This window comes from Porphyrobacter sp. AAP82, assembly GCF_000331285.1.
Taxonomy (GTDB): Bacteria; Pseudomonadota; Alphaproteobacteria; order Sphingomonadales; family Sphingomonadaceae; genus Erythrobacter.
Genome location: NZ_ANFX01000011.1, coordinates 1 through 24562, shown reverse-complemented (window position 1 = coordinate 24562; position 24562 = coordinate 1). Strand labels below are relative to the sequence as shown.

23 protein-coding genes are annotated in these 24562 nt (G+C 68.1%); 14 read left to right on the top strand and 9 right to left on the bottom strand.

Annotated elements, in window-relative coordinates; genetic code table 11:
* Positions 1-4: 4 nt before the first annotated feature.
* The 7 genes from D620_RS0102215 (at position 5) to D620_RS0102185 (ending at position 4846) form a co-directional block, all read left to right on the top strand.
* Positions 5-613, top strand: coding sequence for a class I SAM-dependent methyltransferase (locus D620_RS0102215; protein WP_017664150.1), 609 nt, complete (start codon positions 5-7; stop codon positions 611-613).
* Positions 610-1251: an MOSC domain-containing protein gene (locus D620_RS0102210; protein WP_017664149.1), complete on the top strand. Its 642-nt coding sequence runs from the start codon at positions 610-612 to the stop codon at positions 1249-1251. The genes D620_RS0102215 and D620_RS0102210 overlap by 4 nt, the downstream gene beginning before the upstream one ends.
* A 134-nt stretch (positions 1252-1385) precedes the next feature.
* Positions 1386-1862 carry a glycine zipper 2TM domain-containing protein gene (locus D620_RS0102205; RefSeq protein WP_017664148.1) on the top strand — a complete coding sequence of 159 codons (477 nt, stop codon included), beginning with the start codon at positions 1386-1388 and terminating at the stop codon, positions 1860-1862.
* Between the two features lie 184 nt (positions 1863-2046).
* Positions 2047-2481, top strand: a complete 435-nt coding sequence (locus D620_RS0102200) for a glycine zipper 2TM domain-containing protein (RefSeq protein ID WP_026091886.1) — start codon at positions 2047-2049, stop codon at positions 2479-2481.
* Between the two features lie 73 nt (positions 2482-2554).
* On the top strand, positions 2555-3379 hold the full coding sequence (locus D620_RS0102195; protein WP_051020512.1) for an SDR family oxidoreductase: 825 nt from the start codon (positions 2555-2557) through the stop codon (positions 3377-3379).
* Complete coding sequence (locus D620_RS0102190; RefSeq protein ID WP_017664145.1) at positions 3376-4104, top strand: cytochrome b/b6 domain-containing protein; 729 nt, start codon at positions 3376-3378, stop codon at positions 4102-4104. Before D620_RS0102195 ends, D620_RS0102190 begins: the two co-directional genes overlap by 4 nt.
* Complete coding sequence (locus D620_RS0102185; RefSeq protein WP_017664144.1) at positions 4097-4846, top strand: molybdopterin-dependent oxidoreductase; 750 nt, start codon at positions 4097-4099, stop codon at positions 4844-4846. Before D620_RS0102190 ends, D620_RS0102185 begins: the two co-directional genes overlap by 8 nt.
* Positions 4847-4856: 10 nt before the next feature.
* Here the strand turns inward: D620_RS0102185 and D620_RS0102180 are convergent, their stop codons facing one another.
* Positions 4857-5291, bottom strand: a complete 435-nt coding sequence (locus D620_RS0102180; RefSeq protein WP_017664143.1) for a DUF1801 domain-containing protein — start codon at positions 5289-5291, stop codon at positions 4857-4859.
* Between the two features lie 83 nt (positions 5292-5374).
* Between D620_RS0102180 and D620_RS0102175 the strand changes: the two genes are divergently transcribed.
* Positions 5375-6601 carry an SAM-dependent methyltransferase gene (locus D620_RS0102175; RefSeq protein WP_017664142.1) on the top strand — a complete coding sequence of 409 codons (1227 nt, stop codon included), beginning with the start codon at positions 5375-5377 and terminating at the stop codon, positions 6599-6601.
* Here the strand turns inward: D620_RS0102175 and D620_RS0102170 are convergent.
* Complete coding sequence (locus tag D620_RS0102170; protein ID WP_017664141.1) at positions 6598-6870, bottom strand: hypothetical protein; 273 nt, start codon at positions 6868-6870, stop codon at positions 6598-6600. The genes D620_RS0102175 and D620_RS0102170 overlap by 4 nt on opposite strands.
* 201 nt (positions 6871-7071) lie before the next feature.
* Here D620_RS0102170 and D620_RS0102165 point away from each other — a divergent pair, with 201 nt between their 5' ends.
* The gene (locus D620_RS0102165; protein WP_017664140.1) at positions 7072-8292 is read left to right on the top strand and encodes an argininosuccinate synthase; all 1221 of its coding nucleotides are present in this window, start codon (positions 7072-7074) and stop codon (positions 8290-8292) included.
* A gap of 1055 nt (positions 8293-9347) precedes the next feature.
* Complete coding sequence (locus D620_RS0102160) at positions 9348-9827, top strand: septal ring lytic transglycosylase RlpA family protein (RefSeq protein WP_017664139.1); 480 nt, start codon at positions 9348-9350, stop codon at positions 9825-9827.
* Positions 9828-9835: 8 nt separating this feature from the next.
* On the opposite strand, the gene D620_RS0102155 is transcribed toward D620_RS0102160, so the two are convergent.
* On the bottom strand, positions 9836-10225 hold the full coding sequence (locus tag D620_RS0102155) for a hypothetical protein (protein WP_017664138.1): 390 nt from the start codon (positions 10223-10225) through the stop codon (positions 9836-9838).
* A gap of 188 nt (positions 10226-10413) precedes the next feature.
* On the opposite strand from D620_RS0102155, the gene D620_RS0102150 reads away from it, so the two are divergent.
* Positions 10414-11769, top strand: a complete 1356-nt coding sequence (locus D620_RS0102150; RefSeq protein ID WP_155799944.1) for a sodium:solute symporter family transporter — start codon at positions 10414-10416, stop codon at positions 11767-11769.
* Between the two features lie 34 nt (positions 11770-11803).
* Here the strand turns inward: D620_RS0102150 and D620_RS0102145 are convergent, their stop codons facing one another.
* On the bottom strand, positions 11804-12334 hold the full coding sequence (locus D620_RS0102145; RefSeq protein WP_017664136.1) for a hypothetical protein: 531 nt from the start codon (positions 12332-12334) through the stop codon (positions 11804-11806).
* Between the two features lie 789 nt (positions 12335-13123).
* Here D620_RS0102145 and D620_RS0102140 point away from each other — a divergent pair.
* Entirely contained in the window at positions 13124-13969 is an 846-nt protein-coding gene (locus D620_RS0102140; RefSeq protein WP_155799943.1) for a helix-turn-helix domain-containing protein, read from the top strand.
* Between the two features lie 455 nt (positions 13970-14424).
* Here the strand turns inward: D620_RS0102140 and uvrA are convergent, their stop codons facing one another.
* Positions 14425-17346 carry an excinuclease ABC subunit UvrA gene (gene uvrA / locus D620_RS0102135; protein WP_017664134.1) on the bottom strand — a complete coding sequence of 974 codons (2922 nt, stop codon included), beginning with the start codon at positions 17344-17346 and terminating at the stop codon, positions 14425-14427.
* Positions 17347-17723: 377 nt separating this feature from the next.
* Here uvrA and D620_RS0102130 point away from each other — a divergent pair, with 377 nt between their 5' ends.
* Positions 17724-18305 (top strand): hypothetical protein, encoded by a 582-nt coding sequence (locus D620_RS0102130; RefSeq protein ID WP_033375952.1) that lies wholly within the window; start codon positions 17724-17726, stop codon positions 18303-18305.
* Between the two features lie 4 nt (positions 18306-18309).
* Here D620_RS0102130 and D620_RS15640 read toward each other — a convergent pair whose 3' ends face one another.
* The 4 genes from D620_RS15640 to D620_RS0102110 all read right to left on the bottom strand — a co-directional run bounded on the left by D620_RS15640 (position 18310) and on the right by D620_RS0102110 (position 23262).
* Positions 18310-20376: a toll/interleukin-1 receptor domain-containing protein gene (locus D620_RS15640; protein WP_017664132.1), complete on the bottom strand. Its 2067-nt coding sequence runs from the start codon at positions 20374-20376 to the stop codon at positions 18310-18312.
* A gap of 395 nt (positions 20377-20771) precedes the next feature.
* A complete protein-coding gene (locus tag D620_RS0102120) occupies positions 20772-21512 on the bottom strand; it encodes an ABC transporter ATP-binding protein (RefSeq protein WP_017664131.1) in 741 nt (246 codons plus the stop codon).
* On the bottom strand, positions 21512-22510 hold the full coding sequence (locus D620_RS0102115) for a FecCD family ABC transporter permease (protein WP_017664130.1): 999 nt from the start codon (positions 22508-22510) through the stop codon (positions 21512-21514). Before D620_RS0102115 ends, D620_RS0102120 begins: the two co-directional genes overlap by 1 nt.
* Positions 22507-23262, bottom strand: coding sequence for an ABC transporter substrate-binding protein (locus D620_RS0102110; RefSeq protein WP_017664129.1), 756 nt, complete (start codon positions 23260-23262; stop codon positions 22507-22509). The genes D620_RS0102115 and D620_RS0102110 overlap by 4 nt, the downstream gene beginning before the upstream one ends.
* 237 nt (positions 23263-23499) lie before the next feature.
* Here D620_RS0102110 and D620_RS14470 point away from each other — a divergent pair.
* Positions 23500-24562, top strand: a 1063-nt coding sequence (locus D620_RS14470) for a cell wall hydrolase (protein ID WP_017664128.1), incomplete at its 3' end; no start/stop codon positions are given.

Here is a 24562-nt window from a genome sequence, read left to right as displayed (position 1 = left end):
CCCGGTGAGCCTGCCCCCGGACGCCGACCCCGACACCATCGCCTTCTACCAGGCGCGCGCGCCGCATTATGTGCTGCGGTTCGGGCAGGCGCACAGCTACCAGCTCGATCCCTTCCTCGACCGCCTGGTGCCGGGCGGACGGGTGCTCGAACTGGGCTGCGGGGGCGGGCAGGATGCGGCGCGCATCCGGCAGCGCGGGTTCGCAGTCGATGCGACCGATGCGACCCCGGCGATGGTCGCCAAGGCCAACGCGCGTTGGAGTGTGGGCGCGCGGGTGATGGCCTTCGGCGAACTCGCGGCCGAGGCCGCCTACGAGGGCATCTGGGCCCATGCGAGCCTGCTGCATGTGCCGCGCGCGGCGCTTGGCGCCGTGCTCGCGCGCATCCACCATGCGCTTGTGCCGGGGGGCTGGCATTTCGCCAGCTTCAAGCTCGGCAAGGCCGAGGGGCGCGATGCGCTTGGCCGGTTTTACAACTTTCCCCCGGAAGACTGGCTGATCGGGCAATATGCGGGCATTGCGGGCTGGCAGATTGCCGAGACCAGACAATACACCAGCGGCGGCTTCGACAATGTCGAGCGCGACTGGATCGACCTGATCGTGAGGAAAGCATGACCCGCTGGACCATCGAAGCCGTCTGCGCCGGCACCGCCCGCCCCTTTCTGGGCGCCGAAACCAGCGCGATCCAGAAGCGCCCGCAGGAGGGTCCGGTCCAGATCCACGCCGAGGGCCTCGCACCCGACGAACAGGCCGACCGGCGTGGCCATGGCGGGCCGGAGATGGCGCTCCACCTCTATCCGCTCGATCACCATGACTGGTGGCGGGGCGAGATCGGCGATCATCCGGCGCTGGAAGAGCCCGGCGGCTTCGGCTCGAACCTCGCGGTGCGCGGGCTGACCGAGGAGCACGTCCATATCGGCGACCGCTTCCGCTGCGGGACTGCGTTGATCGAGGTCAGCCAGCCGCGCCAGCCGTGCTGGAAGATCGAGCACCGCTTCGGCCACAAGGGCATGGTCGCCGCGATCATCCGCTCGGGCCGCTGCGGGTGGTATTTCCGCGTGATCGAGCCGGGTGAAGTGTCGCGAGGCGATTCGCTCGAAAGGGTGTCGCTCGGCGCGCAGGATTGGAGCGTCGCGCGGGTGTTCCGCGCACTGGTGGCCGGCAAGGCAACACCCCAGGAACGCGCCGCGCTCGCCGCCCTCGCCCCGCTCAGCCCGAAACTGCGCGCAAAAGCAGCAGCTTGGCAGAAATGATCGCGATCTGGAGGGAAGGCGGGAATAGGCGCCGAACCTGAACCGTTTCCCCACTGTGCCGTTCATACAGCATTCGAGTTTGATGAACGATAACAGCGAGGCTCCATCGGGGAGCCGCCACAAGGATACGGATCATGAAACACCTCGCCCTGCTTGCCGCCGCCGGTTCGATGGCTGCCTTCGCCGCTCCGGTGCAGGCTGCCGAGCTGCCCGGCGCCCCCTCGCCGCCGTTCGCCAGCCACAGCGCCGCCCCCGCCTATGCCCCCGTCGCCGCCTATGGCGATGACGACTGGGACGACGATGACCACGACTGGCGCCGCGACCGCCGCGACTGGCGGGGTGAGCGCCGCGGCTGGCGCGACGATCGCCGCGACTGGCAGCGCGACCGCCGCCTGAGCCGCCGCGACCGCGTGTGGCGCGGCGAGGATGGCCGCTACCACTGCCGCCGCGATGACGGCACCACCGGCCTGGTGGTCGGCGCGATCGGCGGCGCATTGCTGGGCCGCACCATCGACACCCGCGGCGACCGTTCGCTCGGCACGCTGCTCGGCGCGATCGGTGGCGGTCTGCTCGGCCGCGAGGTGGATCGCGGCGAGGCGCGCTGCCGCTAAGCGGTATCCAGTCAGATGGAACATTTGACGGCGCCGAAACCGCGTCAGGAAAAGACGGCAGGCTGATGGCAGGCGGGTATCCGGCGCTCCGGATACCCGCTCCGCCGCCCGCCTCCTTCCCCTGCTGGCGGGGCCATGCCAGCCATACCCTTACGAACGCAGGCAAACCGAAAGGAGAACTGCCGTGAAGACATTTGCTCTCATCCTCGCCGCCGGAGCCATGACGCTGCCGATGGCGATCCCCGCCGAGGCCGCGCCGCTGGCGCGCCCTGCGCCGAGCGCCCCGTCCGCCTTTGCGGGCCTTGAGGCCAGCTCGCTGCCGGGCGACGACACCGCCGCGCACCGCAAGCGCAAGCGTGACCGCATCTATGACGACCGCGGCCGCTATTACGAGCCGCGCCGCCTAAGCCGCGGCGACCGCATCTGGCGCGACGGTGACCGCTACTATTGCCGCCGCGACAACGGGACGACGGGCCTTGTCATCCGCGCCGGGGTCGGCGCGCTGCTCGGCCGCACCATCGACACCCGCGGCGACCGCACGGTCGGCACCGTCCTCGGCGCGATCGGCGGCGGCCTTCTGGGCCGCGAGATCGACCGCGGGGAGCTGCGCTGCCGCTGATGCCCGTGGGGCGCGCGCGTCCCCTCGCTCTCCCCGATTGAAGCGCGCGCCCCTGCCTGTTAGCGCTGCTGGCATGCCCCTCTCCCCTGACAGCAGCACAACCAGCACCCCTCGCCCCGCCGTTCTCGTGACCGGCGGGGCGACCCGTATCGGCGCGGCGATCACGCGCCGCTTTGCCGCTGCGGGCTGGCACACGGTGATCCATTACAAGAGCTCCGCCAACGCCGCCGAGGCACTGGCCGCGACGCTGCCCAGCGCCGCGGTGATCGGCTTCGACCTTGCCGATGACGAGGCCGCCGTCGCTGCCGTCACCGAGCTTGCCGCAAGGCTTCCCGGCTGGCGGTGCCTCGTCAATTCGGCCTCGGTCTTTGATTATGACAGTGTAACCGGCCTCGACCCGGCGACGAACCGGGCGGCGATGCAGATCAACGCGCTTGCCCCAGCCAGGCTCGCCCAGGCCTTTCTCGCCCTCACCGCCGGGCACGACGCCGTGCGCGCCGTGATCAACGTCACGGACATGAAAATCGAGAATGCGAACCCCGATTTTTTCAGTTACACCATGTCCAAGCACGCGCTGGCAGCCACCATCGGCATGCTCGCCAAGGGGAATTTCGAAGGGCCCAATGGAGCGGGGAACGTGCGCGCCTATGGCCTTGCCCCGGGGGCCGTGCTTGCGAGCCACGACCAGCGCGAGGAGGAGACCGAGATTTCGCACCGCATGAACCTCCTCGGTCGCAAGACCGGGCCTGACGAGATCGCCGAGGCCGCGCTGTTTCTCGCCGGCGGCGCGCTCGCCAGCGGGCAGAGCCTGTTCATCGACAGCGGCCAGCACCTGCTCGACCAGCCGCGCGACGTGATCTGGCTGGCGCGCGACGGGGCCGGGGGAGACAAGGAATGACCAAGCACGCGCTTTCGACCCGTCTGTGGCACTGGGTGAACGCGATCGCGATCATCGTGCTGTTCATGAGCGGGCTCAACATCTCCAACGCTCACCGGCATCTCTATTGGGGCCATTACGGCTTCGACCCGGCCGACGCCTGGCTCCACGTGATCCGCTTTCCGGGCTGGGCGACGATCCCGGGGCATTACAACCTCGCATTGGCGCGCGACTGGCACATCACCATGGCCTGGCCCTTCGGCATCGGCGTGCTGTTCATCTGGATCGCGATGCTGTGGAACGGCCACTTCCGCCGCGACCTGATGACCGCGCCCCGGGACTGGACGCCGGGCGCGGTGATCGCTTCGATCAAGGCGCATTCGGGCGCGGGCGCAGGCGCGCATCACGGCTACAACCCGGTCCAGAAGATCCTCTACGGCGGCGTCTTCGGCGTGCTCCTGCCACTGATGCTGCTGAGCGGCCTTGCAATCAGCCCGGGATCGGGCGGTTATGCACCGTGGCTCGTCGACCTGTTCGCCGGCCGCCAGAGCGCGCGCTCGCTGCACTTCATCGCCGCCTGGGGCATTTTCGGCTTCTTCGTGATCCACATCCTCCTCGCCGTCACCGACTGGCGGCTGATCCTCGAGATGGTCACCGGGGGCAAGCGCGACGATCGCGATCCGCCGCCCCCTCCCCAGCCCGAAAACCTCCCCGCTGCCCAAGAAGGAGTGCCTGCCCATGGCTGACCTGCCGCGCCGTTCGCTGCTTGCCGGCATGGCCGCCCTCGGCGCCTCGGCCTGCGCCCGGATCAACGACAGCGAGACCACGCAGGAGGTGTTCAAGGCCGCCGAAGACGGCCACCGCGTGCTCCACCGCGCGCTGGCGGGCAAGCAGGGGCTGGCCAAGGAGTTCCGCCCCGACCAGCGCTCGCCCACCTTCCGCGGAAACGGCTCGGTGACGGTCGCCGACCCCTTCTACCAGGACCAGCTCGCCCAGGGCTTTGCCGACTGGAAGCTGGAAGTGCGCGGGCTGGTCGACAAGCCGCTCGCATTGAGCCTTGCCGAGGTCAAGGGACTGCCCCAACGCACCCAGATCACCCGCCACGACTGCGTCGAAGGCTGGAGCGCGATCGGCGAATGGCAGGGAGTGCAGCTCGGCCACCTGCTCGACATGGCGAAGGTCCGGAAGGAGGCGAGGTTCATCGTCTTCCGCTGCGCCGATCTCTACCGCGGCCAGCCCTATTACGAGAGCATCGACATGGTCGACGCCTATCACCCGCAGACGATCATCGCCCATGCGCTGAACGGCGAGCCGCTGCCCGAAAAGAACGGCGCGCCCTACCGCATGCGGATCGAGCGGCAGCTGGGCTACAAGCAGGCGAAATATGTCCAGGCGATCGAGGCGGTCACGAGCTTCGAGCAGATCGGTCAGGGCGGCGGCGGCTTCTGGGAGGATTACGCCGGCTACCAGTGGTACGCCGGGGTGTGACGCGCCTTTCTTATGGCAGGTCGCGCAGTGACGCCGCCCAGCCGTCCGCGATCATTGCCTCGAGCACGGCGAGGTCGATGTCGGCGAGCTTGTTCACGTAAATGCAGCTCGCCCCCTGGCTGAACTTGCCCAGCCGCCCCAGCGCTTCGGTGCGGCGCGCCTCGTCCTCGGGGGTGTGGCAGCCTGCCGACAGATAGAGCGAATGCTTCGCCTTCCTCGGCGAGAAACCGACGCGCAGTGAGTGGACCTTGCGGCCGCTATCATAGGTTGTGGAATATTCGCCGTAGCCGATGATCGTCGGCCCCCACATCCGGGGCGTCTCGCCGGTCACCTTGCGGAACAGCGCATCGAGCACGCGGGCATCCTCGCGCTTGGCCGGCGGCTCGACTCCCTCGATGAAGGTATGGGCCGCAACATCGGTGATTGTCGTCTTCCCGTCGCCCATCAGCTGCCCTCCAGGTCGATGATTTTCCGGAAGCCGCGCTCCCGGCCAGGCCGACCCTCGCAAGCATCCTAGAAAGGAGCATCATGAGCAAGCCCATCCTCGACCGATTTCTTGCCCGCGCCGTCAGGCAGGGGCGCCTCGGCGTCGTGTTTGCCGACGGGTCGGCCAGCACCTATGGCTCGAGCGCGGCGGGCTTCCCCGAAATCGTTCTGCGCTTCACCGACAATGCGGTGCCTCGGGACATCATGCTCGATCCGCGATTGGGCGCGGCGGAGGCCTTCATCGACGGGCGTCTGCTCATCGAGGAAGGCGACGTGCTCGGCCTCGTCGGCCTGCTGAGGATGAACGACCGCTGGGAACGCGGCGACAACACCCTGCGCCCGAGCCGGCTCAAGCACCTCGTCAACAAGGCGAGCTTTGCTGCCGAACAGATCAACAACCGGATCGGATCGAAGCGCAATGTCGCCCACCATTACGACATCGGGAATGATCTCTACGCGCTGATGCTCGATGCCGAGCACTGGCAATATTCCTGCGCCTACTGGGCCGAGGGCGTGACGTCGCTCGCCGACGCGCAGGAAGCCAAGCTCAGGCACATCGCGAAGAAGCTGCTCCTCGAGCCCGGGCAGGACGTGCTCGACATCGGCTGCGGCTGGGGCGGGATGGCGATCCATCTGGCGCGCGCGCACAATGTCCGTGTCACCGGCATCACGCTTTCGGAAGAACAGGCAATGCTCGCCCGCCAGCGGGTGTGCGAGGCGGGCGTCGCGGACCGGGTGACGATCAGCCTCGAGGATTACCGCGACACCGCCGCTGCGGGCCGCAAGTTCGACCGGATCGTCTCGGTCGGCATGTTCGAACATGTCGGGCGCGCGCAATTCGGCGCCTTTTTCGAGGCCTGCGCAAGGCTGCTGGCGCAGGACGGGGTGATGCTTCTCCACACCATCGGCCGCTTCGGCCCACCCGGCACCACCGATGCCTTCACCCGCAAATACATCTTCCCGGGCGGCTATATCCCCGCGCTCTCCGAGACGCTCGCGGCCTCCGAGAAGGTCCGCCTCATCGCCAGCGACATCGAGACGCTGCGCCTCCACTACGCGCGCACCATCCGCGCCTGGTATGCCAGGTGCATGGAGCACCGCGAGACAATCATTGCGCTCTATGACGAGAAGTTCTTCCGGATGTGGACGTTCTACCTCGCGGGCGCGGCGACCGTGTTCGAGCATGGGGGCATGGGCAATTACCAGATCCAGTACGTCCGCTCGCGCCGCGCCCTGCCGATCACGCGGGACTATCTGCTGAAGGCCTAGCCCATCTCGTGCGCGCCGGGCTTCTGCCGCGGGCGGTAGACCGGGCCAAAGCCCATCAGCGCAGCGCCCGCCAACGGGAGCGCGATCACCCACCAGCGGATGCCCGAGAGGCTGTCGGGACTGGTGATGGTCAGCCCCGCAGTCGCGCCAAGCCCGGCACAGATCGCCAGCACGCCAAAGACCGCGCGCAGGCGCGGCACGGTGCGCCCGCCGCGCACCGGACCGAAGCTCCGCTCGTGACGGGCGAAGATCCCGATCAGCGGCAACACGGCGATGACGTAAACCGAGATCGCCCCCCGTGCCCGCGCCCGAAAGAGCCGCGGCGCGCGGTGCCTATCGGGTAATTCCTGCCGCGCGATTGCCAAGTGGTCCGCCCCAGGGCGCGGGCGGCAGGCGCGGCGAAAGCGCGATTGCCCCCTGGCCCCCGCGCTGTTAGGGGCGCGCCACATCATTCCCAAGGAACCCCTCCCATGGCCCAGCCCCAGAAAGTCGTCCTCGCCTATTCGGGCGGTCTCGATACGAGCGTCATCGCCAAGTGGCTGAGCGTCGAGCGCGGGCTCGAGGTCGTGACCTTCACCGCCGACCTCGGCCAGGGCGAGGAGATCGAACCCGCCCGCGCCAAGGCCCGCGCCATGGGCATTCCTGACGACCACATCTTCATCGAGGACGTGCGCGAGGAATTCGTGCGCGATTTCGTCTTCCCGATGATGCGCGCCAATGCCCGCTATGAAGGCGACTACCTGCTCGGCACCTCGATCGCGCGGCCGCTGATCTCCAAGCGCCTGGTCGAGATCGCGCACCAGACCGGCGCCGATTTCATCGCCCACGGCGCGACCGGCAAGGGCAATGACCAGGTGCGCTTCGAGCTTTCGGCCTATGCGCTCGATCCCGACATCAAGGTGATCGCCCCGTGGCGCGAATGGGATCTGACCAGCCGCACCGCGCTGATCGCCTGGGCCGAAAAGCACCAGATCCAGGTCCCCAGGGACAAGCGCGGCGAAAGCCCGTTTTCGACCGACGCGAACCTGCTGCACACCTCTTCGGAAGGCAAGGTGCTGGAGGATCCGTGGGAGGAGACCCCCGACTACGTCTACAGCCGCACGGTCAATCCAGAGGACGCGCCCGATACGCCCGAATACATCACGCTCGATTTTGCAAAGGGTGACGGCGTGGCCCTGAACGGCGAGGCCATGTCGCCCGCCACACTCCTCGCCGCGCTCAATGAACTCGGCCGCAAGCACGGCATCGGCCGGCTCGATCTGGTCGAGAACCGCTTTGTCGGCATGAAGAGCCGCGGGATGTACGAGACCCCGGGCGGAGAGATCTACGCGCGCGCCCATCGCGGGATCGAGCAGATCACCCTCGATCGCGGCGCGGCGCATTTGAAGGACGAGCTGATGCCGAAATATGCCGAGCTCATCTACAACGGCTTCTGGTTCAGCCCCGAGCGCGAGATGCTGCAGGCGGCAATCGACCATTCGCAGGACAAGGTCACCGGCACCGTGCGGCTGAAGCTCTACAAGGGGCTGGCAAGCGTAGTCGGCCGCAAGTCGCCCTTCTCGCTCTATTCGGAGGCTCACGTCACTTTCGAGGATGACGCCGGCGCCTATGACCAGAAGGACGCGGAAGGCTTCATCAAGCTGAACGGCTTGCGCCTGCGCCTCCTGTCGCGCCGCAACCGGGACGCCTGATTGCGCCATCGGGACCGGGGAAAACCGAGTCGCTGCGGTGTGCGCAGCGGTTCGGCGGCCTTATCATGACAGTTTGAAGGCGGATCCGTTCCCGCTCGCGCGACGGTTTCGCAGCAAATGCGATGAGCCGTTGACTTATCCACTCGTGTCCACAGGCCAATCGCGCCGAAGTGGAAAACTGCGCCTTCGCGATGTTGTCAGATCGCCGATTCAGGCGCAGTTTCGACTTGTCTTCGGGATAGGAAGTGACGGGAACGGAGGGCCGCAAAGCCTTGAAGTTACCGGAGATTTTATCCCGAGGGTGGCGGTGGCATCTGTCCACGCGCCGATCTGGAGACGGCATGCAGGAGGCCTCGGCCAAAGGCAAGTCGGCTCACTCCAAGGGTCGGAGCGACGCGGTGGCACCGGACAGGCCGAAAACCTGGCCCGAGGCGAGTGCAGCGGAACGGCGAAAGCCCCCAGCCGCAGCCCCTGGCAAAAAGGTAAAGGGACGAGGCCTCGGCAGGAGCGAAGGCGCGGCGGCGAATTGGGCGAGGCGCAAGCCGGACGGAGCGACGCGCAAGCCAGCCGGAGCGAAGGCCGGATGCCGGCGCGAGCGCCGGTGACAAATCTCTGGCAGGGCCGGTCGCAAGACGCAGGCAGCGAGAGGCTAGACATCGGGCGCCAAGCATGGCCCCAGACGCAAAGCGAGGCCGAAGGTTCGCCGGAGGCCGGGCAAGCGGAGGGACCATCCACACGCCGGTGAGAGTGGGGTCGGCAGCAATGCCGGCCCCATTTGCCATTTGCGGCAAGCCCGCGCCGCAGACGCTCCTGCGGCGAGCCGAACCACGGCAAAACCCTGAAATCGGGCCCGCAAGGCCTCGCCTCCCGGAACGGTTCATCGCGTTTGGCGGGCAACTCGGCCCCGAGGCGAAGCGGGTGGGCGATGAAATCCTAACCTGGTTTGCCTTTGCCGGCAGGGGCACTGTAACGGCGCTGTCATGCGGACGGGAATTCGCATAGACGGCCTCGATGCCCTCGCGCCCGAACGGCGCCCTGCGAGCCCTGGGCCTGCCGTGTGGATCCTTGGCGCGCTCGCCAGCCTTGTCCCGCTCGCCGCCTCCACCGCCGCCGCGCCCGATGCCCCCGTGCAGCCCTCGACTAGCACTGCCGCAGTCGAGCTTGTCCCGCTCCCGCCGGTGACGGACACCGCCGCCCCGGAGACCGCGGCGCCCGATGCCCCTTCCGCCCCCCGGGACACGCTCGTCGGTCGCGGCAGCGCCTCCTACTACGCCGCCAGGTTCGACGGCCGCCGCACCGCCAGCGGCGAGCGGTTCGATAGCGCCGCGATGACCGCCGCGCACCGCACCCTGCCCTTCGGCACGCGCGTGCGGGTCACCAACCTTGCCAATGGCCGCAGCGTGATCGTGCGCATCAACGACCGCGGCCCCTTCACCCGGGGCCGGATGATCGACGTCAGCCGTGCCGCAGCAAGCGAGCTCGGCCTCGTCGCGCGCGGCCACGGCATGGTCGAACTCGCGCTGGTCGCCGACTGACGCGCCGCTCAGGGGTTGGCCGTGTAGGTCATCCCGAGACCCGAGGTATCCCCGCTCACCACCAGCTTGAGCCGCGCCATTGTCACGTCCGAGGTGTTGCGCAGCAGCGCCGTCTCGTTCGCAGCGAAGCGCGCGTCGAGATCGCCGCCGGGCTGCACCGTGCCGCGCAGCACCGGCGCGGCACCCTCGATCTGGCCGAGCACGATCACCGCCACCGGGCCGGTGTTGCGGCCCTTCACACGCAGCGCGCCCTTCTGTCCGCCGCCCAGGAGGAAGGTCTGGCCCGCCTCGATCTGGAGGTTCGAGTTGATCTCGCCCGCGCTGACACTGCTGCCGGCAAAGGCGAGCGCGGCAGCGACCGCGAGCCAGCGGGGGGCGATCATGGTGTGGTAAGGCATCGGCAGCACTCCTTGTGCATGTCCCCGTCCGCGAGCAGCTACTGCGCGCGGACACAGGCGGATGCAACGGGCTGACGATTGCGCCATCCTGCCCCTTGCGCGGCGCGGCAGGCGGGCTAACCAGAGGCTGCGGCCTGCGGGACCGCACGGGGGTCTTTGCCATCACACTCGTCCTCATCTTCGCCTATGTGGCCTTGCAGATCGCGCTTGCCGTGTGGGTCGGGCGCGGGGCGCGCTCGGACACCGACTACCTCGTCGCCGGCCGCAGCCTTTCGGCAGGCGCGATCGGCATGTCGATCTTCGCCACCTGGTTCGCCGCCGAGAGCCTCATCGCCACCTCCTCCGAGGTCGCCGCCGAGGGCATCGCGGGCGCCCGGGCCGAGCCCTTCGCCTATGCCATCGGCCTCGTCGCGGTGGCGCTGTTCTTCGCGCGGCCCCTGCGCGAGGGCGGCTTCATCACCCTCGCCGACTTCCTGCGCGACCGCTTCGGCGGGCGGACCGAGGCGCTCTCGGCCGCAGTCATCGCGCTGTCGGCCACCACCTGGTCAGCCGCCCAGCTGTTCGCCTTCGCCGCCATCATCGACACGGCCTCCGGCATCGGCTTTGCTCCCGCGCTGTTCGGCGCGACGGCGCTGGTGATGACCTACACCCTGTTCGGAGGCCTCGCCGGCGACGTCGTCACCGACATCCTCCAGGGCATCGTCATCCTCATCGCCATCGCCATCCTCTTCGCCCTGATGACCGCCGCGGCGGGAGGCCCGGCCGCGATGTGGGCCGCCCTGCCCGGCACCGCCCTGCGCCCCCCGCCCGCCAGCGAGACCTGGACCGACACCGCCGAGCTGTGGCTCATCCCGATCATCGGCACCATGGTCAGCCAGGAGGCCATCTCGCGCACCCTTGCCGCCCGCACCCCCGAGGTCGGCCGCAAGGGCGCGCTGCTGGGCGCGGGGGTCTACCTTGCCGCCGGGCTCGTGCCGGTCAGCTTCGGCCTCTTCGCGCCCCAGCTCGGCCTGCCGCTCGGCGCGGGCGAGGCCTTCCTCCCCAGCCTCGCCAAGGCGCTGTTCCCCGACTGGCTGCTGATCGTCTTCACCGGCGCCCTTGTCTCGGCGATCCTCTCCTCGGTCGACAGCGCGCTGCTCGCGGTCTCGGCGGTCGTCACCGAGAGCGGGTATCGCCGCCTCCGCCCCGCCGCCTCGCCCCTCGCCCTGCTGCGCGCCGCGCGCGCCGCCACCGTGGGCGCCGCCGCGCTCGCCGCCGGGCTCGCCCTGTCCGGCGAGAGCCTGCGCGCGCTGGTGATGGACGCGGGCGCGATCGGCGCGGTGCTCGCGGTCCCGATCATCGCCGGGCTCGCCGGCCTCAGGGCCCGCCATGCCGCCTTCGCCGCGATCTGCGTCCAGATGGCGACCCTCGCGCTGCTCGACTGGACCCTCGGCGAGCCCGGCGCCTTCCTGTGGATGCTGGCGAGCGGCACCCTCGCCTTTGCCGCGCTCGCCGCGTGGGAGCGCCGCCGAGCACCCCCAAGCGCGGCTGTAGGAGACACATGAGACACTGTCCTGGGCGCAAAAACCGCGCCCTCGATCAGCACTCCGCAGCCGCCTCATCGCCGGCCGCATCGCCGTGCCCATCCCACTGCGACCGCACCGGCCCCTCGCGCAGCGTCTCGACCCGTTCCTCGAAATCGCGCACCGCAGCGCGCACGCCATAGGTCTCCTCGACCTTGTCGAGCCGCGCGAGATGCGCCAGCAGCAGCCGCGTGTCATAGCGGGTGCGCGTCGCGATTTCCTCGCCGTGGTAGAACACCGTCTCGACCTGGCCGTTGAGCGCGCGGTCGGCGAGCACCTCCTCGACCTGCGGGCGCGCCAGCACCAGGGCGGCATCCCACAGCTGCCGGAACTCCGCGCTCGCGCGCCGCATCCGGTAGCAATGCGCGCGGCTCACACCCGCCTGCGCCGCCGCCGCCCGGACATTGCCCCACTGCGCCAGCACCTCGACGAACTTCGCCTGCACGCCCGGCGCCAGATCGGGCACCAGCGCGGACGGATCGACGATCGCGGCCGAGGCGGCGCCAGAGGGAGCGCCAGAGGAAACGGTGGTGGCTGGCTGGGACATCGGACCTTCCTTTGCGACAACAGATGACCGGAAAGCGCCAAGACTATCAGAAGGAAATGGCTGTAGGAAAATGGAAAATCCGAAGTTGTTGGGTTCCGCGCGCCCTCCGGCGTGCGATCCTCGCTAGACGCGCAGCAAGCTGCGCCCGCTGCGGGCGGAAGTCTTTGTTGCCCTATCGCTGCACTGCTTGAGGGCGGGAGTCCTTGTTGCCCTATCGCTGCACTGCTTGAGGGCGGGCGCGCTTGCGGGCCTGACGGCCCGAGGGGAGCGAACGAGGCAATCCTCCCCGAGCGCGCTCGGGGAGGGGGGGCCATGCGCAGCATGGTGGAGGGGCAGGCGAAGCTGATCCGAACACCCAACCGCCGCGCCAGGCGCGCCCCCACCCCCCGCCAGCGCGGCCGCAGGAGAGCGCGGATGCAGGAAGGGGCTTCAGCGACAGCGCAACCAAGTCGTTTATCGACCTCTCTCAAGCTTCGGTCGATTCCGGCACAAACCGCATGCAATTTTTATAGGGTTCGACGGCGCCATGGCGGCCGCGGGGGAGGAGCACCGACCTTTCACGTCGAATGCGCTGGTTAGCGGTGATAATGCTTTTCTCTAACATGGTTAAGGACCGGTTATTCATCTTCGCGTTGAATTTTTGTCATAATTATAGGATTCATTAACCTTCTCTTGCCGCACGACATTCGTATTTTAATCATATCAATAACTTAAAAAGATCGGCGCGCAGTCGGATATTAACAGCGATCCCGGTTCCTTTCCTTATTTTGGCCTTCTATCTTATGGGCCATGGAACCTGCCGACCAGAATCCGAACCCGCGCAATGCGGGCCGAAGCCCGATCATCACACCAACAGAATCGCGTCTGGGCGATGATGCGCCTGCGAAGGCTGAATACTCATCCCCCAAACTACGACAGATCCCGCATGCGGAACTTCTGCCGATCCGGCAGAACGCATTTTATACAGTGAAGTATCTTTACATAAACGATGTATTCGCGAAATATCGCGAGACGTTTATTGAAGAGGCGCTCGAAGGCGTCACGTTCCATAAATATCGCCTGCTTTACGATGATTTGCCCCGCACGTTCGAAAAATGCGACGTGGTGATTGTCGGCGGGAACGACCTGCAACGCCTCGCATCGTTCATCAAGGTCAATCTGCCTCTCGTTGAACGCGTGCCGACCATCGCGGTCACCGAGAACCTCAGCCCCAGGAGCAGAGCCAAGTTGATGAACCTTGGCTACGACGACGTCATGAACCTGAAAGGCCTGGCTGCGGAAGAAATGGCAGCGAGGGTCGCTGTCATTTTCAACAGACACAAGATGGCTGAAGAAAAGACAGAGAACCTTCAGAAATACACAAGCTCGATCAATGAAATCTGCGAAGTCGATAGGCTCTCCAGAAGTCAGCGACTTGTGATCGAAGCATTGTTCGACGCCAAGGACGGCCTCTGTCGGTATGGCCAGCTTCGCGCTCACATTTCCAAAGGCTACGAAAGCCTGTCACTTATGCACCTGAGAGTGGTCATTCACGACATCAGGGAAAACATGAAGCAAGGATACACAATCGAAAATATCCGCGGGATTGGCTATCGGCTTGTTTTCAATAAACAAGTCAATTGTTATAAAAAATGAAATCTTTTAATGAACAAACGAAATCAACAAAGAAAAAATATCGTAATAATAAAAGGGACAGCCGGGGATAGCGAGCGACGATCATTTTATGAGAGAAAATTTGCATTCTTTCCGAAACGCCTGAAGAGCGGTCGGTGAGTGTTTTTCAAGCATTACCTGCGAAAAATCAACTGACGCCAACTAGCAGGAGGCGATAGCCCCCCAAGAAGTCGGCCTCCTGCACTTTATCATTTCTTATGGGCGGCGTCTGGTACAGCGACCCTCCAGACGTCGCCCATCCGCCCGCGCAGGCGGGAGGGGGATCATCGCGCTGCCCTCTTGGCGTCTTCGCGTGACCCACTGCGGGGCTGCGGGCTGGATGCTGGGGCGCGGCCCGCATGACAGGGGCGTTCGCAGCAGCCTCGCCTGCCCCTCCACCATCCTACCGATGGTCCCCCTCCGCCTGCAGGGGAGGATTACTTCGCCAGGAGCGGCGCCAGATACTGCCCCGTGAAGCTGCGCGGCTCCTTCACCACCTTCTCGGGCGTCCCTTCCGCGACAATCTCCCCGCCGCGCACCCCGCCCTCCGGGCCGAGGTCGATGATCCAGTCGGCGGTCTTGATCACGTCGAGGTTGTGCTCGATCACCACCACCGAGTTGCCGCCGTCCACCAGCCGGTGCAGCACTTCGAGGAGCTTGCGCACGTCCTCGAAATGCAGGCCCGTGGTGGGTTCATCGAGGATATACAAGGTCTGCCCGGTCGAGCGGCGGGCGAGTTCCTTGGCGAGCTTCACCCGCTGCGCCTCGCCGCCCGAAAGCGTGGTCGCCTGCTGGCCGACCTTGACGTAGCCGAGGCCCACCTCGTTCAGCATCCGCATCTTCTCGCGGATCGGGGGGACGGCCTTGAAGAACTCCTCGGCGTCCTCGATCGTCATGTCGAGCACGTCGGCGATCGAGTGGCCCTTGAACTTCACCTCCAACGTCTCGCGGTTGTAGCGCTTGCCGCCGCATTGCTCGCAGGTGACGTAGACGTCGGGGAGGAAGTGCATCTCGATCTTGATGAGGCCGTCGCCCTGGCATGTCTCGCAGCGGCCGCCCTTGACGTTGAAGGAGAAGCGCCCGGGCTTGTAGCCGCGCGCGAGGCTCTCCGGCAGCCCGGCGAACCAGTCGCGGATCTGGGTGAAGGCGCCGGTGTAGGTGGCGGGATTGGAGCGCGGGGTGCGGCCGATGGGCGACTGGTCGATCTCGATGACCTTGTCGCAATATTCGAGGCCGGTAATGGCATCGTGCGCCCCGGCGATCACCCGCGCGCCGTTGAGGACGCGGGCGGCGCCGGCCTGCAAGGTGTCGATGGTGAGCGAGGACTTGCCGCTGCCGCTGACCCCGGTGATGCAGGTGAAGGTGCCGAGCGGGATCTTCGCGGTGACGCCCTTCAGGTTGTTCGCCCGCGCGTTCCTGACCACGATGTGCTTGCCGTTGCCCTTGCGGCGCTTGGCGGGCACCTCGATGCGGCGCTTGCCGGTGAGGTAGTCGGCCGTGAGCGAGCCCTTGGCCTTGAGGATCTGCTTCAGCGTGCCTTCGGCGACCACCTCGCCGCCATGCACCCCCGCCCCGGGGCCCAGGTCGACGATATGGTCGGCGGCGCGGATCGCGTCCTCGTCATGCTCGACGACGATCACCGTGTTGCCGAGATCGCGCAGGCGCTTGAGGGTCTCCAGCAGCCGGTCGTTGTCGCGCTGGTGGAGGCCGATGCTCGGCTCGTCGAGCACGTAGAGCACGCCCGAAAGCCCGCTGCCGATCTGGCTCGCCAGGCGGATGCGCTGGCTCTCCCCGCCCGACAGGGTGCCCGAGGTGCGGTCGAGGTTCAGGTAATCGAGCCCGACATTGTCGAGGAAGCCGAGCCGCTCGTTGATCTCCTTGAGGATCGCCTTGGCGATCTGGCTTTGCTGCGCGGTGAGCTGCGCGTCCAATCCGAGGAACCACGCCTTGGCATCGGCGACGCTCATCTGCACCGGGGTGGCGATGTCGGTCGGCCCGTCGGCGCCCGGGATCTTCACGCTCAAGGCCTTCTCGTTGAGACGCTTGCCCCCGCAGGTCTCGCAGGCCTGCGCGGTCTGGTATTTGGCAAGCTCCTCCTGCATCCACGCGCTTTCGGTCTGCATCATGCGGCGGTTCAAGTTGCCGATCACGCCTTCGAACGGCTTGTGGACGGTGTATTCGCGGCGACCATCCTTGAAGGTCAGCGGCACCGGCAGCCCGCCCGTGCCGTGGAGGATGATGAGCTTCTGTTCCGGCGCGAGGTCCTTCCACGGTGTCGTCAGGTCAAAGCCATAGGCCTTCGCCAGCGACGCCAGCACCTGCATGTAATAGGGCGACGGCGGGTTGGACTTGGCCCAGGGCACCACCGCGCCCTGCTTCAGCGTCAGCGCTTCGTTGGGCACCACCAGCTGCGGGTCGAACAGCATCTTCTCGCCGATCCCATCGCACGCCGGGCACGCGCCTTGCGGGGCGTTGAAGGAGAACAGGCGCGGCTCGATTTCCTCGATGGTGAAGCCGCTCACCGGGCAGGCGAATTTTTCGGAGAAGACGATGCGGTTCGCTGGCAGGCCTGCGCCCTTCATCGCCCCTCCTTTGCTATTGGCGCCCTGCGCTTCACCCTCGCGCCCCGGCACCACGCCGTCGGCAAGATCGACATAGGCGAGGCCCTCGGCGAGCTTTAGCGCCTGCTCGAAAGAATCCGCCAGCCGCGTCTCGATGCCCTCGCGCACCGCGATGCGATCAACCACCACCTCGATGTCGTGCTTGAACTTCTTGTCGAGCGCGGGGGCCTCCTCGATCGGATAGATTTCCCCGTCGATCCGCACCCGGGTGAAGCCGGCGCGCTGCCATTCGGCGATTTCCTTGCGGTATTCGCCCTTGCGCCCGCGCACCACGGGGGCGAGCAGATAGGCCCTCGTTCCCTCCGGCAAAGCCATCACCCGGTCGACCATCTGGCTGACGGTCTGGGCGCTGATCGGCTCGCCGGTGGCTGGACTGTAGGGCGTGCCCACCCGCGCCCACAAGAGGCGCATGTAGTCATAGATCTCGGTCACGGTTGCGACCGTGGAGCGCGGGTTGCGGCTCGTCGTCTTCTGCTCGATGCTGATCGCCGGCGAGAGCCCGTCGATATGCTCGACATCGGGCTTCTGCATCATCTCGAGGAACTGGCGCGCATAGGCGCTAAGGCTCTCGACATAGCGCCGCTGCCCCTCGGCATAGATCGTGTCGAAGGCCAGCGAGGATTTGCCTGACCCCGAAAGCCCGGTGACCACGATCAGCGCATCGCGCGGCAGATCGATGTCGATACCCTTGAGGTTGTGTTCGCGCGCACCGCGCACGGAGATCGTCGTAAGGCTCATGGGAGGGCTGTGTTCCGCAAATGTTCGCAGTTGTAAAGGGCGCGAGGCGAGGATTTCCGCCGCTCAGGCTCAGAGCGAGCAGTGCGCCGATCGGTTCCTGCCAGATAGGTATCCGCGCAGGTTTGTCCACGCCCGGCATGCGGACGCAATCGTGATTTACAATGTGTTGCAAAAGGCGCATTTTCCGCGCTGCCCATCGACGGGATCGAAACGAGGCGACGGGCAGGAGCCGGGGGGAACGGCGCGCATGGCGCGTCCGGTAGAATGCAAAAGACCTCCGCCCGGCAAGGGAAGCCAAGTGCATCGCGCGGCAGGCCCGGGAAACCCTTGCGGGCCGCCAAGCGCCGTCAGTCGCAGGCAAGGGTGGGGGAATAGCCATGACCACGGATACAGACGCGATGGATCGCCAGATCACCATGACCTGTACGCCGGTGCTGGTCTGGAACTCTGCCAATGATATCGGCGCGACCTTCACGTTCGCGCAGACCAATGGCGTGCCCGATCCCATGAACGGGCGCGTGGGCAGCGATGGCAGCATCAATCTCACCGCCCTGCCGCATGATGACAGTTACAGCGACAATATCGACATCACGATCATGCTCGATACCAGCCGGATGGTCGATCAGAACGGCAACCCGGTCGCCGGCCGCTGGGCGCAGCCGGGGGAATTTTCGGGCACCGGGCCGGTGACGGGCTATGGATGGTTCTGCGGGACCGATGCCAATGGCAATTACAGCGCCGCGGTGCCGATCACGGTCCCCGACATGACCTTCGTTCGTGTCAGCGACAGCGAGCTTGTGATCGACGACGACACGCCCGACGATGCGCCCGGCTATGCCTATGCGATGGGGCTGGTGCTGCCGAATTACGGCAATTACTACATCACGCTCGATCCGCGGATCACCACCAAGACATCGGTGGGCACCAACTTCATGCTCGGCGAGACGTCGTCCTGCTGAGGGGCTAGCCCCCTTTTTCGCGCAGATAGGCGGGGTGGCGATAGCCCCGCCTGTCGAGCGCTGCGGCCACGGCCTGCGCTTCGTTATCCCGGCCCAGCCGGCGGAGCAGCATGAACCGCTCGTCATCGGCGCCGGGGACTGCGGGCAGGCTTTCGAGGCCGCTGATCCAGAAAGCGCGCGCCGCCTCGGCCTGCCCGAGGCGGGCCTCGATGTCGCCGGCGATGATCAGAGCGCTGGTGCGGTTGGCACGGTCGGCCGCGCGCGGGGCCCCTGCGATCACCTGTCTGGCCGGCCCGCGCGCCTCAGCCGCCTTCCCGCTCGCCAGAGCCAGCCGTGCCCGGCCGATGAGCACCTCCTGGCGCAGGACTGTCGACCATTCCGCGTTTGACGGGTCCCTTGCCACCATCCGGTCGAGCAGCGCCTCGGCCGCGTCCATCAATGCGCGGCTCTCGGCAAGCCGACCCGCGTAGATCAGGGCTCTGGCTTTCTGGATCCGGCCGCCCGCGTCCGACTGCTGCCATTCGGTGTTGCCGGGCTCGATCCGCAGCAATCCGGCGTGAACCGCAATGCCCCGGTCGAAGGACGTGAGGGCAGCCGCGATCTCGCCCTGCTCGAGCTGGACCCCGGCAAGGAACTGGAGCGCGACGCCGAGCCGGTTCTTCGCCACGGCATTGGCCGGCTCGCGCCGCAGCACCGCTTCATAGATCGCGATCTCGCGGGCATGCAGCGCACGGGCCTCGGAGAGCTTTCCGAGCTTGTCCTTCGCCTTCCCCAACCAGTTGGCGGCAATCCCGATCTCGATCTGCCGCGCGGTATCGGCGGGATTGCTGCGGGCGCTCGCTTCGGCCATTTTCAGCGAGGCGGCGAAGGCAGGTTCGGCCTCGGCGATGCGCCCCTGCGCGTCGAACATCACCCCCAGATTGCTCTCGGCATAGCTGCTCTCCATCTGCCATTCGGGGTTCTTGGGATCGATCGCCAGCAGCGCGTCGGCGAGGCGCTTGTATTCGCGATATTGCGCCTCGGCGTTGGCCAGCTCGCCGCGATTGTAGGCGATGTAGCCGACCCAGAACACGCTCTGCGCGTGATCGTAGATGCGCTGCGGATTGCGCGGATCGCGCGCGAGCTGTTCGGCGGTCGAGGCGGCGGCCTGGGTGAAGGCCTTCAATGCCTCGCCGCTGTCGCCGCGCAGGTTGGACAATTCGCCCACCAGCAGCAGCGCCTGCGCCCGCCGACCCAGCGCATCGGCATCCAGATCGGCGAGCTTCTGCTTGGCGTAATAATCGAGCGCCCGCGTGCCGACCACGTCGAGCGCGTCAAGCCTTCCCACCGGCTCGAGCTTGGCGCGCAGGTCAGTGAGCATGAATTCGACGAGGCCATCGGCCTGGTTGCGCTGGAATTCGGCCTCCTTCCTCGCTTCGACCGCGAACCAGGTGAGCGTGCTCATCACCGCCGCCAGCGTCAGCGAGACGGCGACCACCGCGCGGGTGCGCAAGGTGCGGCGGCGCTCGTCGCGGCGGACCAGCTCGTCGAGCCCGACGCCGAGCATGGCGGCAGCGAGCTTGAGCCGGGCGATGCGCTTGCCGTCCCCGGTCTCGCGCGCATCGGCGGCAAGCGGCGTGTCGATGGGCGTGTCGGTGACCGCTCCGTCGGCGCCCACAAGGTGGGTGAGCGCCTTGGGGAAGCATTCGTTCTCGGGATCGCCCGGCTCCCCGCCCACGATGAGGGCGAGCACCTTTGCGGGATCGCGGTGGGTCTTGAACCACGCGATCTCGCGGTTGACCCACTTCGATCTGGCCGAGGTGGCCGAGCAGACCACGATCAGGAATTCGCTCGCCCCCAAGGCCGCCTCGACCGCCGCGCCGATGCTGGCGCCGGCGGCCTCCTCCTCGCGGTCCTTGAACAGCGGGTGGAGCCGCGCCGGCACGGGCCCGAGCGCGCGTTCCTCGCCGACCAGCGCGCGCGGGGTGCGGTAGGTTTCGAGGGCGTGCTGGACCCACTTGCCCCACTTGGCATCGGCCCAGCTGTAGCTGATGAACGCCTTGTAACGGTACGCGCCCACCGGATCGCTCATCGGAACCCCCGTGCTGCGGTTCGCGCGGGACCCAAGCTGCAAGCCGGCCGCCCTGCGAAGCGCGGCCGGAGGCTAGGGCGAAACCGCCGAATAGGCAAATGCCCCAAGGCCGGGGCGGAAAATCGCGGACGCCGCCGCCGGGGTCCTGACCGACCGAGGCGCCCGGGCATGACAGACTTGTGTTATATTTTCCGTGATTTGCCTGGGATTCTTGCGCCCCTACAGAAAATATGAAGGCGCAAACGACCGCCTTTTCTGTCAGTCAGAAGGCCTCCCCGCAGAGCCGGCCGGGTCCCTTCGAGGGTCGCAACCTGGCTTCGTCTGCGGGCGCCGGCGGGTGGCGGAACTGATGGCTGGGTCGAGCTTTCCCGGGGCTTGCCTGCCACATGACCGCCTCACCTGCCCGTAACTAGCCCCCGCCGCCCCGGCTCGCCGACCCACGCTGCGTCGATACCCCACACGCGCGTGATCCTCTCCGCTGCGAGCGCGACGGCGGGGGGCCCTTCTGCCACAAGGCGCCCCTCGTCCAGCACCAGCACGTGATCGGCATGGTTCATCGCCAGCGCCAGATCGTGGAGCACGATCGCGACCCCCTGCCCGGCCGCCGCACAGGCCTTGAGGTGCGCGACCAGCGCGTCCCGGTGCCCAAGATCGAGCGCGGCGAGCGGCTCGTCGGCGAGGATCCAGCGCGGGCAACCGCTCAGCACCCGCGCCAGCAGCACCCGCGCCCGCTCGCCGCCCGACAGCCGGCTGACGGGGCGATGGCGCAGCGCCCCCAAATCGAGCGCGGCGAGCGCGGCTTCGACCTCGGCACTCCCCCGGTCGCGCCACGGCAGCCGGCCGAGCGCCACGAGGCTTGCGACGCTCACGTCCCAGGCGATGTCGGGGCTCTGCGGCAGGTAGCCGATGGCCTGCGCCCGCCCGCGCGCGGTCATCGCCCCGAGCGCGGTGCCATCCAGGCTCACCGCGCCGCCCGCAGGCTCCAGCAGCCCCGCAAGCGCCAGCAGCAGCGAGGACTTGCCCGCGCCATTGGGGCCGACGATCGCGGTGATCCCCCCGGGCGCAAGGCTTGCGGTCAGGCCTTCGACCACGCTGCGGCCCCCGCGCCGCAGCGTGAGGTTCTCCGCCGTCAGCATCACAGCCTCCCCCGCCGCATACGGACCAGCAGCCAGCCGAAGAACGGCGCGCCGATCAGCGAGAGCGCGATGCCGAGGCGCAGCTCGGTGACGAACGGCAGCACCCGCACGATGCTGTCCGCCGCCAGCACCAGGCACGCGCCCGCAAGCGCGCTCGGCAGGATCAGGCTCGAGGGCAGGCGGTCGGTGAGAGGGCGCACCAGATGGGGCACGATCAGCCCGACAAAACCGATGATCCCGGCCACCGCCACGCCTGCGCCCACCGTCAGCCCGATACCGATCACGAGCAGCCCCAGCAGCCGCCGCGGATCGACGCCGAGCGAGCGCGCGGCATCCTCGCCCAGGGTCAGCGCGTCGAGGCTCTTCGCCGCAAGCGCCAGCACGCCGATCCCCGCCACCGTCAGGGGCGCTGCGATCCCCACTTCGCGCCATGACCGGTCGGTAAGCGCGCCGTTGAGCCACAGCACGATTTCGGAGAGCGCGAAGGGATTGGGCGCAAGGGTGATGGCGAGCGCGGTCAGGGCGCCGGCAAGGCTCGCCAGCATCAGCCCGGCGAGCGTGAACAGCGCGATCCCGCCGCCTGCGCCCCCCGCACCGTCGGACGTGGTGCGCCCGGCGATCAGCGCAAGGCCCCCCATCCCCAGCGCCGCGCCGGTGAGCGCCATGACCGGCAGGCTCCAGGCGGCCAGCGCGGCAGGCAGGAGGGGCGCGACCCAGAAGCTCGCCACCGCGCCCAGCGCCGCCATCGGGGCGATGCCGAACAGGCCCGGATCGGCGAGCGGATTGCGCAGGTAGCCCTGCATCGCCGCGCCCCCCGCCCCGAGGCCGGCGCCGATCACCACCGCCAGCACCGCCCGCGGCAGACGCAGTTCGGCAAGGATCAGCGCGGCGTTTTGGGGGCCGTCGCCGAAGGGCGCGATCCACACGCGGCCGGCCAGCAGCGAGAGCACCGCCAGCACCGCCAGCAGCGCGGCAAAGACGATGGCAGCGCGGTTCACGGCCGCGCCTCCAATGCGGCGCGGATCCCGGCAAGGCGCGCGCGGGCGCGCAGCACGGTCGGCCCGCCGCAATAGATCAGCGAGGGATCGAAGGCGGCGACATGGGTGCCGGTAAGCCCCTGCGCCAGCACCGGATGGCGCTGGCCCGCGGCATCGCCCGCCACCAGCAGCACTTGCGGCGGATCGGCGAGCACGGCCTCGAGGCTCACGCGGTCGGCCTGGCCGAGACCGCGGCGCACAGCGTCGCTGGCAAAGCCCGCCTCGCGCAGCAATTCGGCCACGAGGGTCTGCTCGCCCGCGACGATCTCGCCCGGCTGCCACAACAGCGCGTCGATGGGCGCGCCCGGCGCAGGCGGCGTGGCAGCGATCCGCGCGGCGAGCGCCTCGCCCGCGTCCGCGCGCCCCGCCAGCGCGGCGAGGCTGCGCACCTGCGCAGCGCTCTCGGCAATGCTGACCGGGCTGCCGAAGGTCTCCACCCTGAGCCCCGCCCGCTCAAGCGCGGCGCGGGTCGGCTGGGGAAGGAAGATCGAGGCGAGCACCAGATCGGGAGCGGCGGCGATCACCTCCTCGGCGGTGCCCCCGGTGACGCCGTAGCGCGCGGCCGTGGCGGCCGGGATCGAGCTGGAGGAAGGATCGCGCGAATAGTGCGACAGCGCCAGCACCTGATCCGGCGGGGCGACCTCGACAAGGATCGCATCGAGGCAGGGGTTGAGGCTGACGATGGTGGGATGCGCGGGGTTTTTCGGCTGCACCGGGGCGTCAGGCGCGCAAGCGGCAAGCGCGAGCGTCAGCCCCGCTAGCAGCGCTCTGCCGCATCGGCCCCGTGACCCCCTCGTGATGCGATCCCGCGCCATGTCCGCCCCGGGCGATAAGGCCGCGCTGCCGCGCGTGCAACGGGTTAACCGCGCGGGGCAGTGTGTCCGGAAACGGGACGCCGGCCCGCGGCGCGCTCGCCCCTGCCCGCACCCGTGCGTAAGCGGGGTGCGACCATGGCCCGCCAGCGTACATTCTTCGTCGACACCTCGGGCAATGTGGCCGCGCGCGCGCCGCGGCGCGGCTGGCAACTGCCGCGCATCGCATGGTTCTCCAAGACCGCCAGGAAGCGCCTTGCGGTGCTGCTCGCGGCGATCACGGTTCCGGCGATGGCGGCCACCGGAGGTGTCGGCGAGCTGCCCGGCCCTGCGGTCGAGAGCACCGCCGCGCTCGCCACGCGCAAGGCCGCCGAGGCTGCCCTTCCGTTCGAGCGCCCCGGGCAGAGCTTTCCGGGCTCGGCCTATTACTTCATGGCCGACCCTGCCGGCACCGCGCTGGTGGCGCTGCCGACCGACGATCCGCTCGCCCAGGGCGCGGAAAGCGGGCGCGAGCTGGGCGCGCTGATCGATGTCGGCGCGGCGGCGCGGCCTTTCACTATGTCCGGCAGCGACATCTCGCGCCTCAGGGCCTCGGAATGCCTCGCGCAGGCCGTGTGGTATGAGGCCGCGAGCGAGAGCGAGGCCGGGCAGCGTGCGGTGGCGCAGGTCGTGCTCAACCGCGTCGCCCACCCGAGCTGGCCCAATTCGGTGTGCGGCGTGGTCTACCAGGGCTCGGAGCGGTCGACCGGCTGCCAGTTCACCTTCACCTGCGACGGCAGCCTCGCGCGGCGTCCCGGGGGGCCAAGCTGGGCGCGGGCGCAGCGGATCGCGGCCGAGGCCCTGAACGGCAGCGTCTATTCCCCGGTCGGGCTTGCGACGCATTACCACACGCTCTGGGTCAATCCCTATTGGGCGTCGAGCCTCGACCATATCGGCACGATCGGCGCGCACCGCTTCTACCGCACCCGCGGCGCGAGCGGCTCGGCGGCGGCGTTCCGCGGCGGCTATGCCGGGTTCGAGCCGGCGGTGAGCGGGCGCACCGCGCCCCCGCCGGCGGGCGCGGGGCCGGTCGTGCCCGATGCGCTGATCCCCGCACCGAGCCTGCCGGCCCGCCGTCCGGCGACCGGCCATGACATGGCCCCCGTGCCCGCCCGCAAGCCGGGCGGGGCAGCGCCTGTGGCGGCTCCGGGGGGCGCTGGCG

What these genes read in the sequence shown, in the direction of transcription:
- D620_RS0102210 (WP_017664149.1), top strand. Translation starts at nt 610, where the DNA reads ATGACCCGCTGGACCATCGAAGCCGTCTGCGCCGGCACCGCCCGCCCC.
- D620_RS0102205 (WP_017664148.1), top strand. Translation starts at nt 1,386, where the DNA reads ATGAAACACCTCGCCCTGCTTGCCGCCGCCGGTTCGATGGCTGCCTTC.
- D620_RS0102195 (WP_051020512.1), top strand. Translation starts at nt 2,555, where the DNA reads ATGCCCCTCTCCCCTGACAGCAGCACAACCAGCACCCCTCGCCCCGCC.
- D620_RS0102190 (WP_017664145.1), top strand. Translation starts at nt 3,376, where the DNA reads ATGACCAAGCACGCGCTTTCGACCCGTCTGTGGCACTGGGTGAACGCG.
- D620_RS0102185 (WP_017664144.1), top strand. Translation starts at nt 4,097, where the DNA reads ATGGCTGACCTGCCGCGCCGTTCGCTGCTTGCCGGCATGGCCGCCCTC.
- D620_RS0102180 (WP_017664143.1), bottom strand. Translation starts at nt 5,291, where the DNA reads ATGGGCGACGGGAAGACGACAATCACCGATGTTGCGGCCCATACCTTC.
- D620_RS0102175 (WP_017664142.1), top strand. Translation starts at nt 5,375, where the DNA reads ATGAGCAAGCCCATCCTCGACCGATTTCTTGCCCGCGCCGTCAGGCAG.
- D620_RS0102165 (WP_017664140.1), top strand. Translation starts at nt 7,072, where the DNA reads ATGGCCCAGCCCCAGAAAGTCGTCCTCGCCTATTCGGGCGGTCTCGAT.
- D620_RS0102155 (WP_017664138.1), bottom strand. Translation starts at nt 10,225, where the DNA reads ATGCCTTACCACACCATGATCGCCCCCCGCTGGCTCGCGGTCGCTGCC.
- D620_RS0102145 (WP_017664136.1), bottom strand. Translation starts at nt 12,334, where the DNA reads ATGTCCCAGCCAGCCACCACCGTTTCCTCTGGCGCTCCCTCTGGCGCC.
- D620_RS0102140 (WP_155799943.1), top strand. Translation starts at nt 13,124, where the DNA reads ATGGAACCTGCCGACCAGAATCCGAACCCGCGCAATGCGGGCCGAAGC.
- uvrA (WP_017664134.1), bottom strand. Translation starts at nt 17,346, where the DNA reads ATGAGCCTTACGACGATCTCCGTGCGCGGTGCGCGCGAACACAACCTC.
- D620_RS0102130 (WP_033375952.1), top strand. Translation starts at nt 17,724, where the DNA reads ATGACCACGGATACAGACGCGATGGATCGCCAGATCACCATGACCTGT.
- D620_RS15640 (WP_017664132.1), bottom strand. Translation starts at nt 20,376, where the DNA reads ATGAGCGATCCGGTGGGCGCGTACCGTTACAAGGCGTTCATCAGCTAC.
- D620_RS0102120 (WP_017664131.1), bottom strand. Translation starts at nt 21,512, where the DNA reads ATGCTGACGGCGGAGAACCTCACGCTGCGGCGCGGGGGCCGCAGCGTG.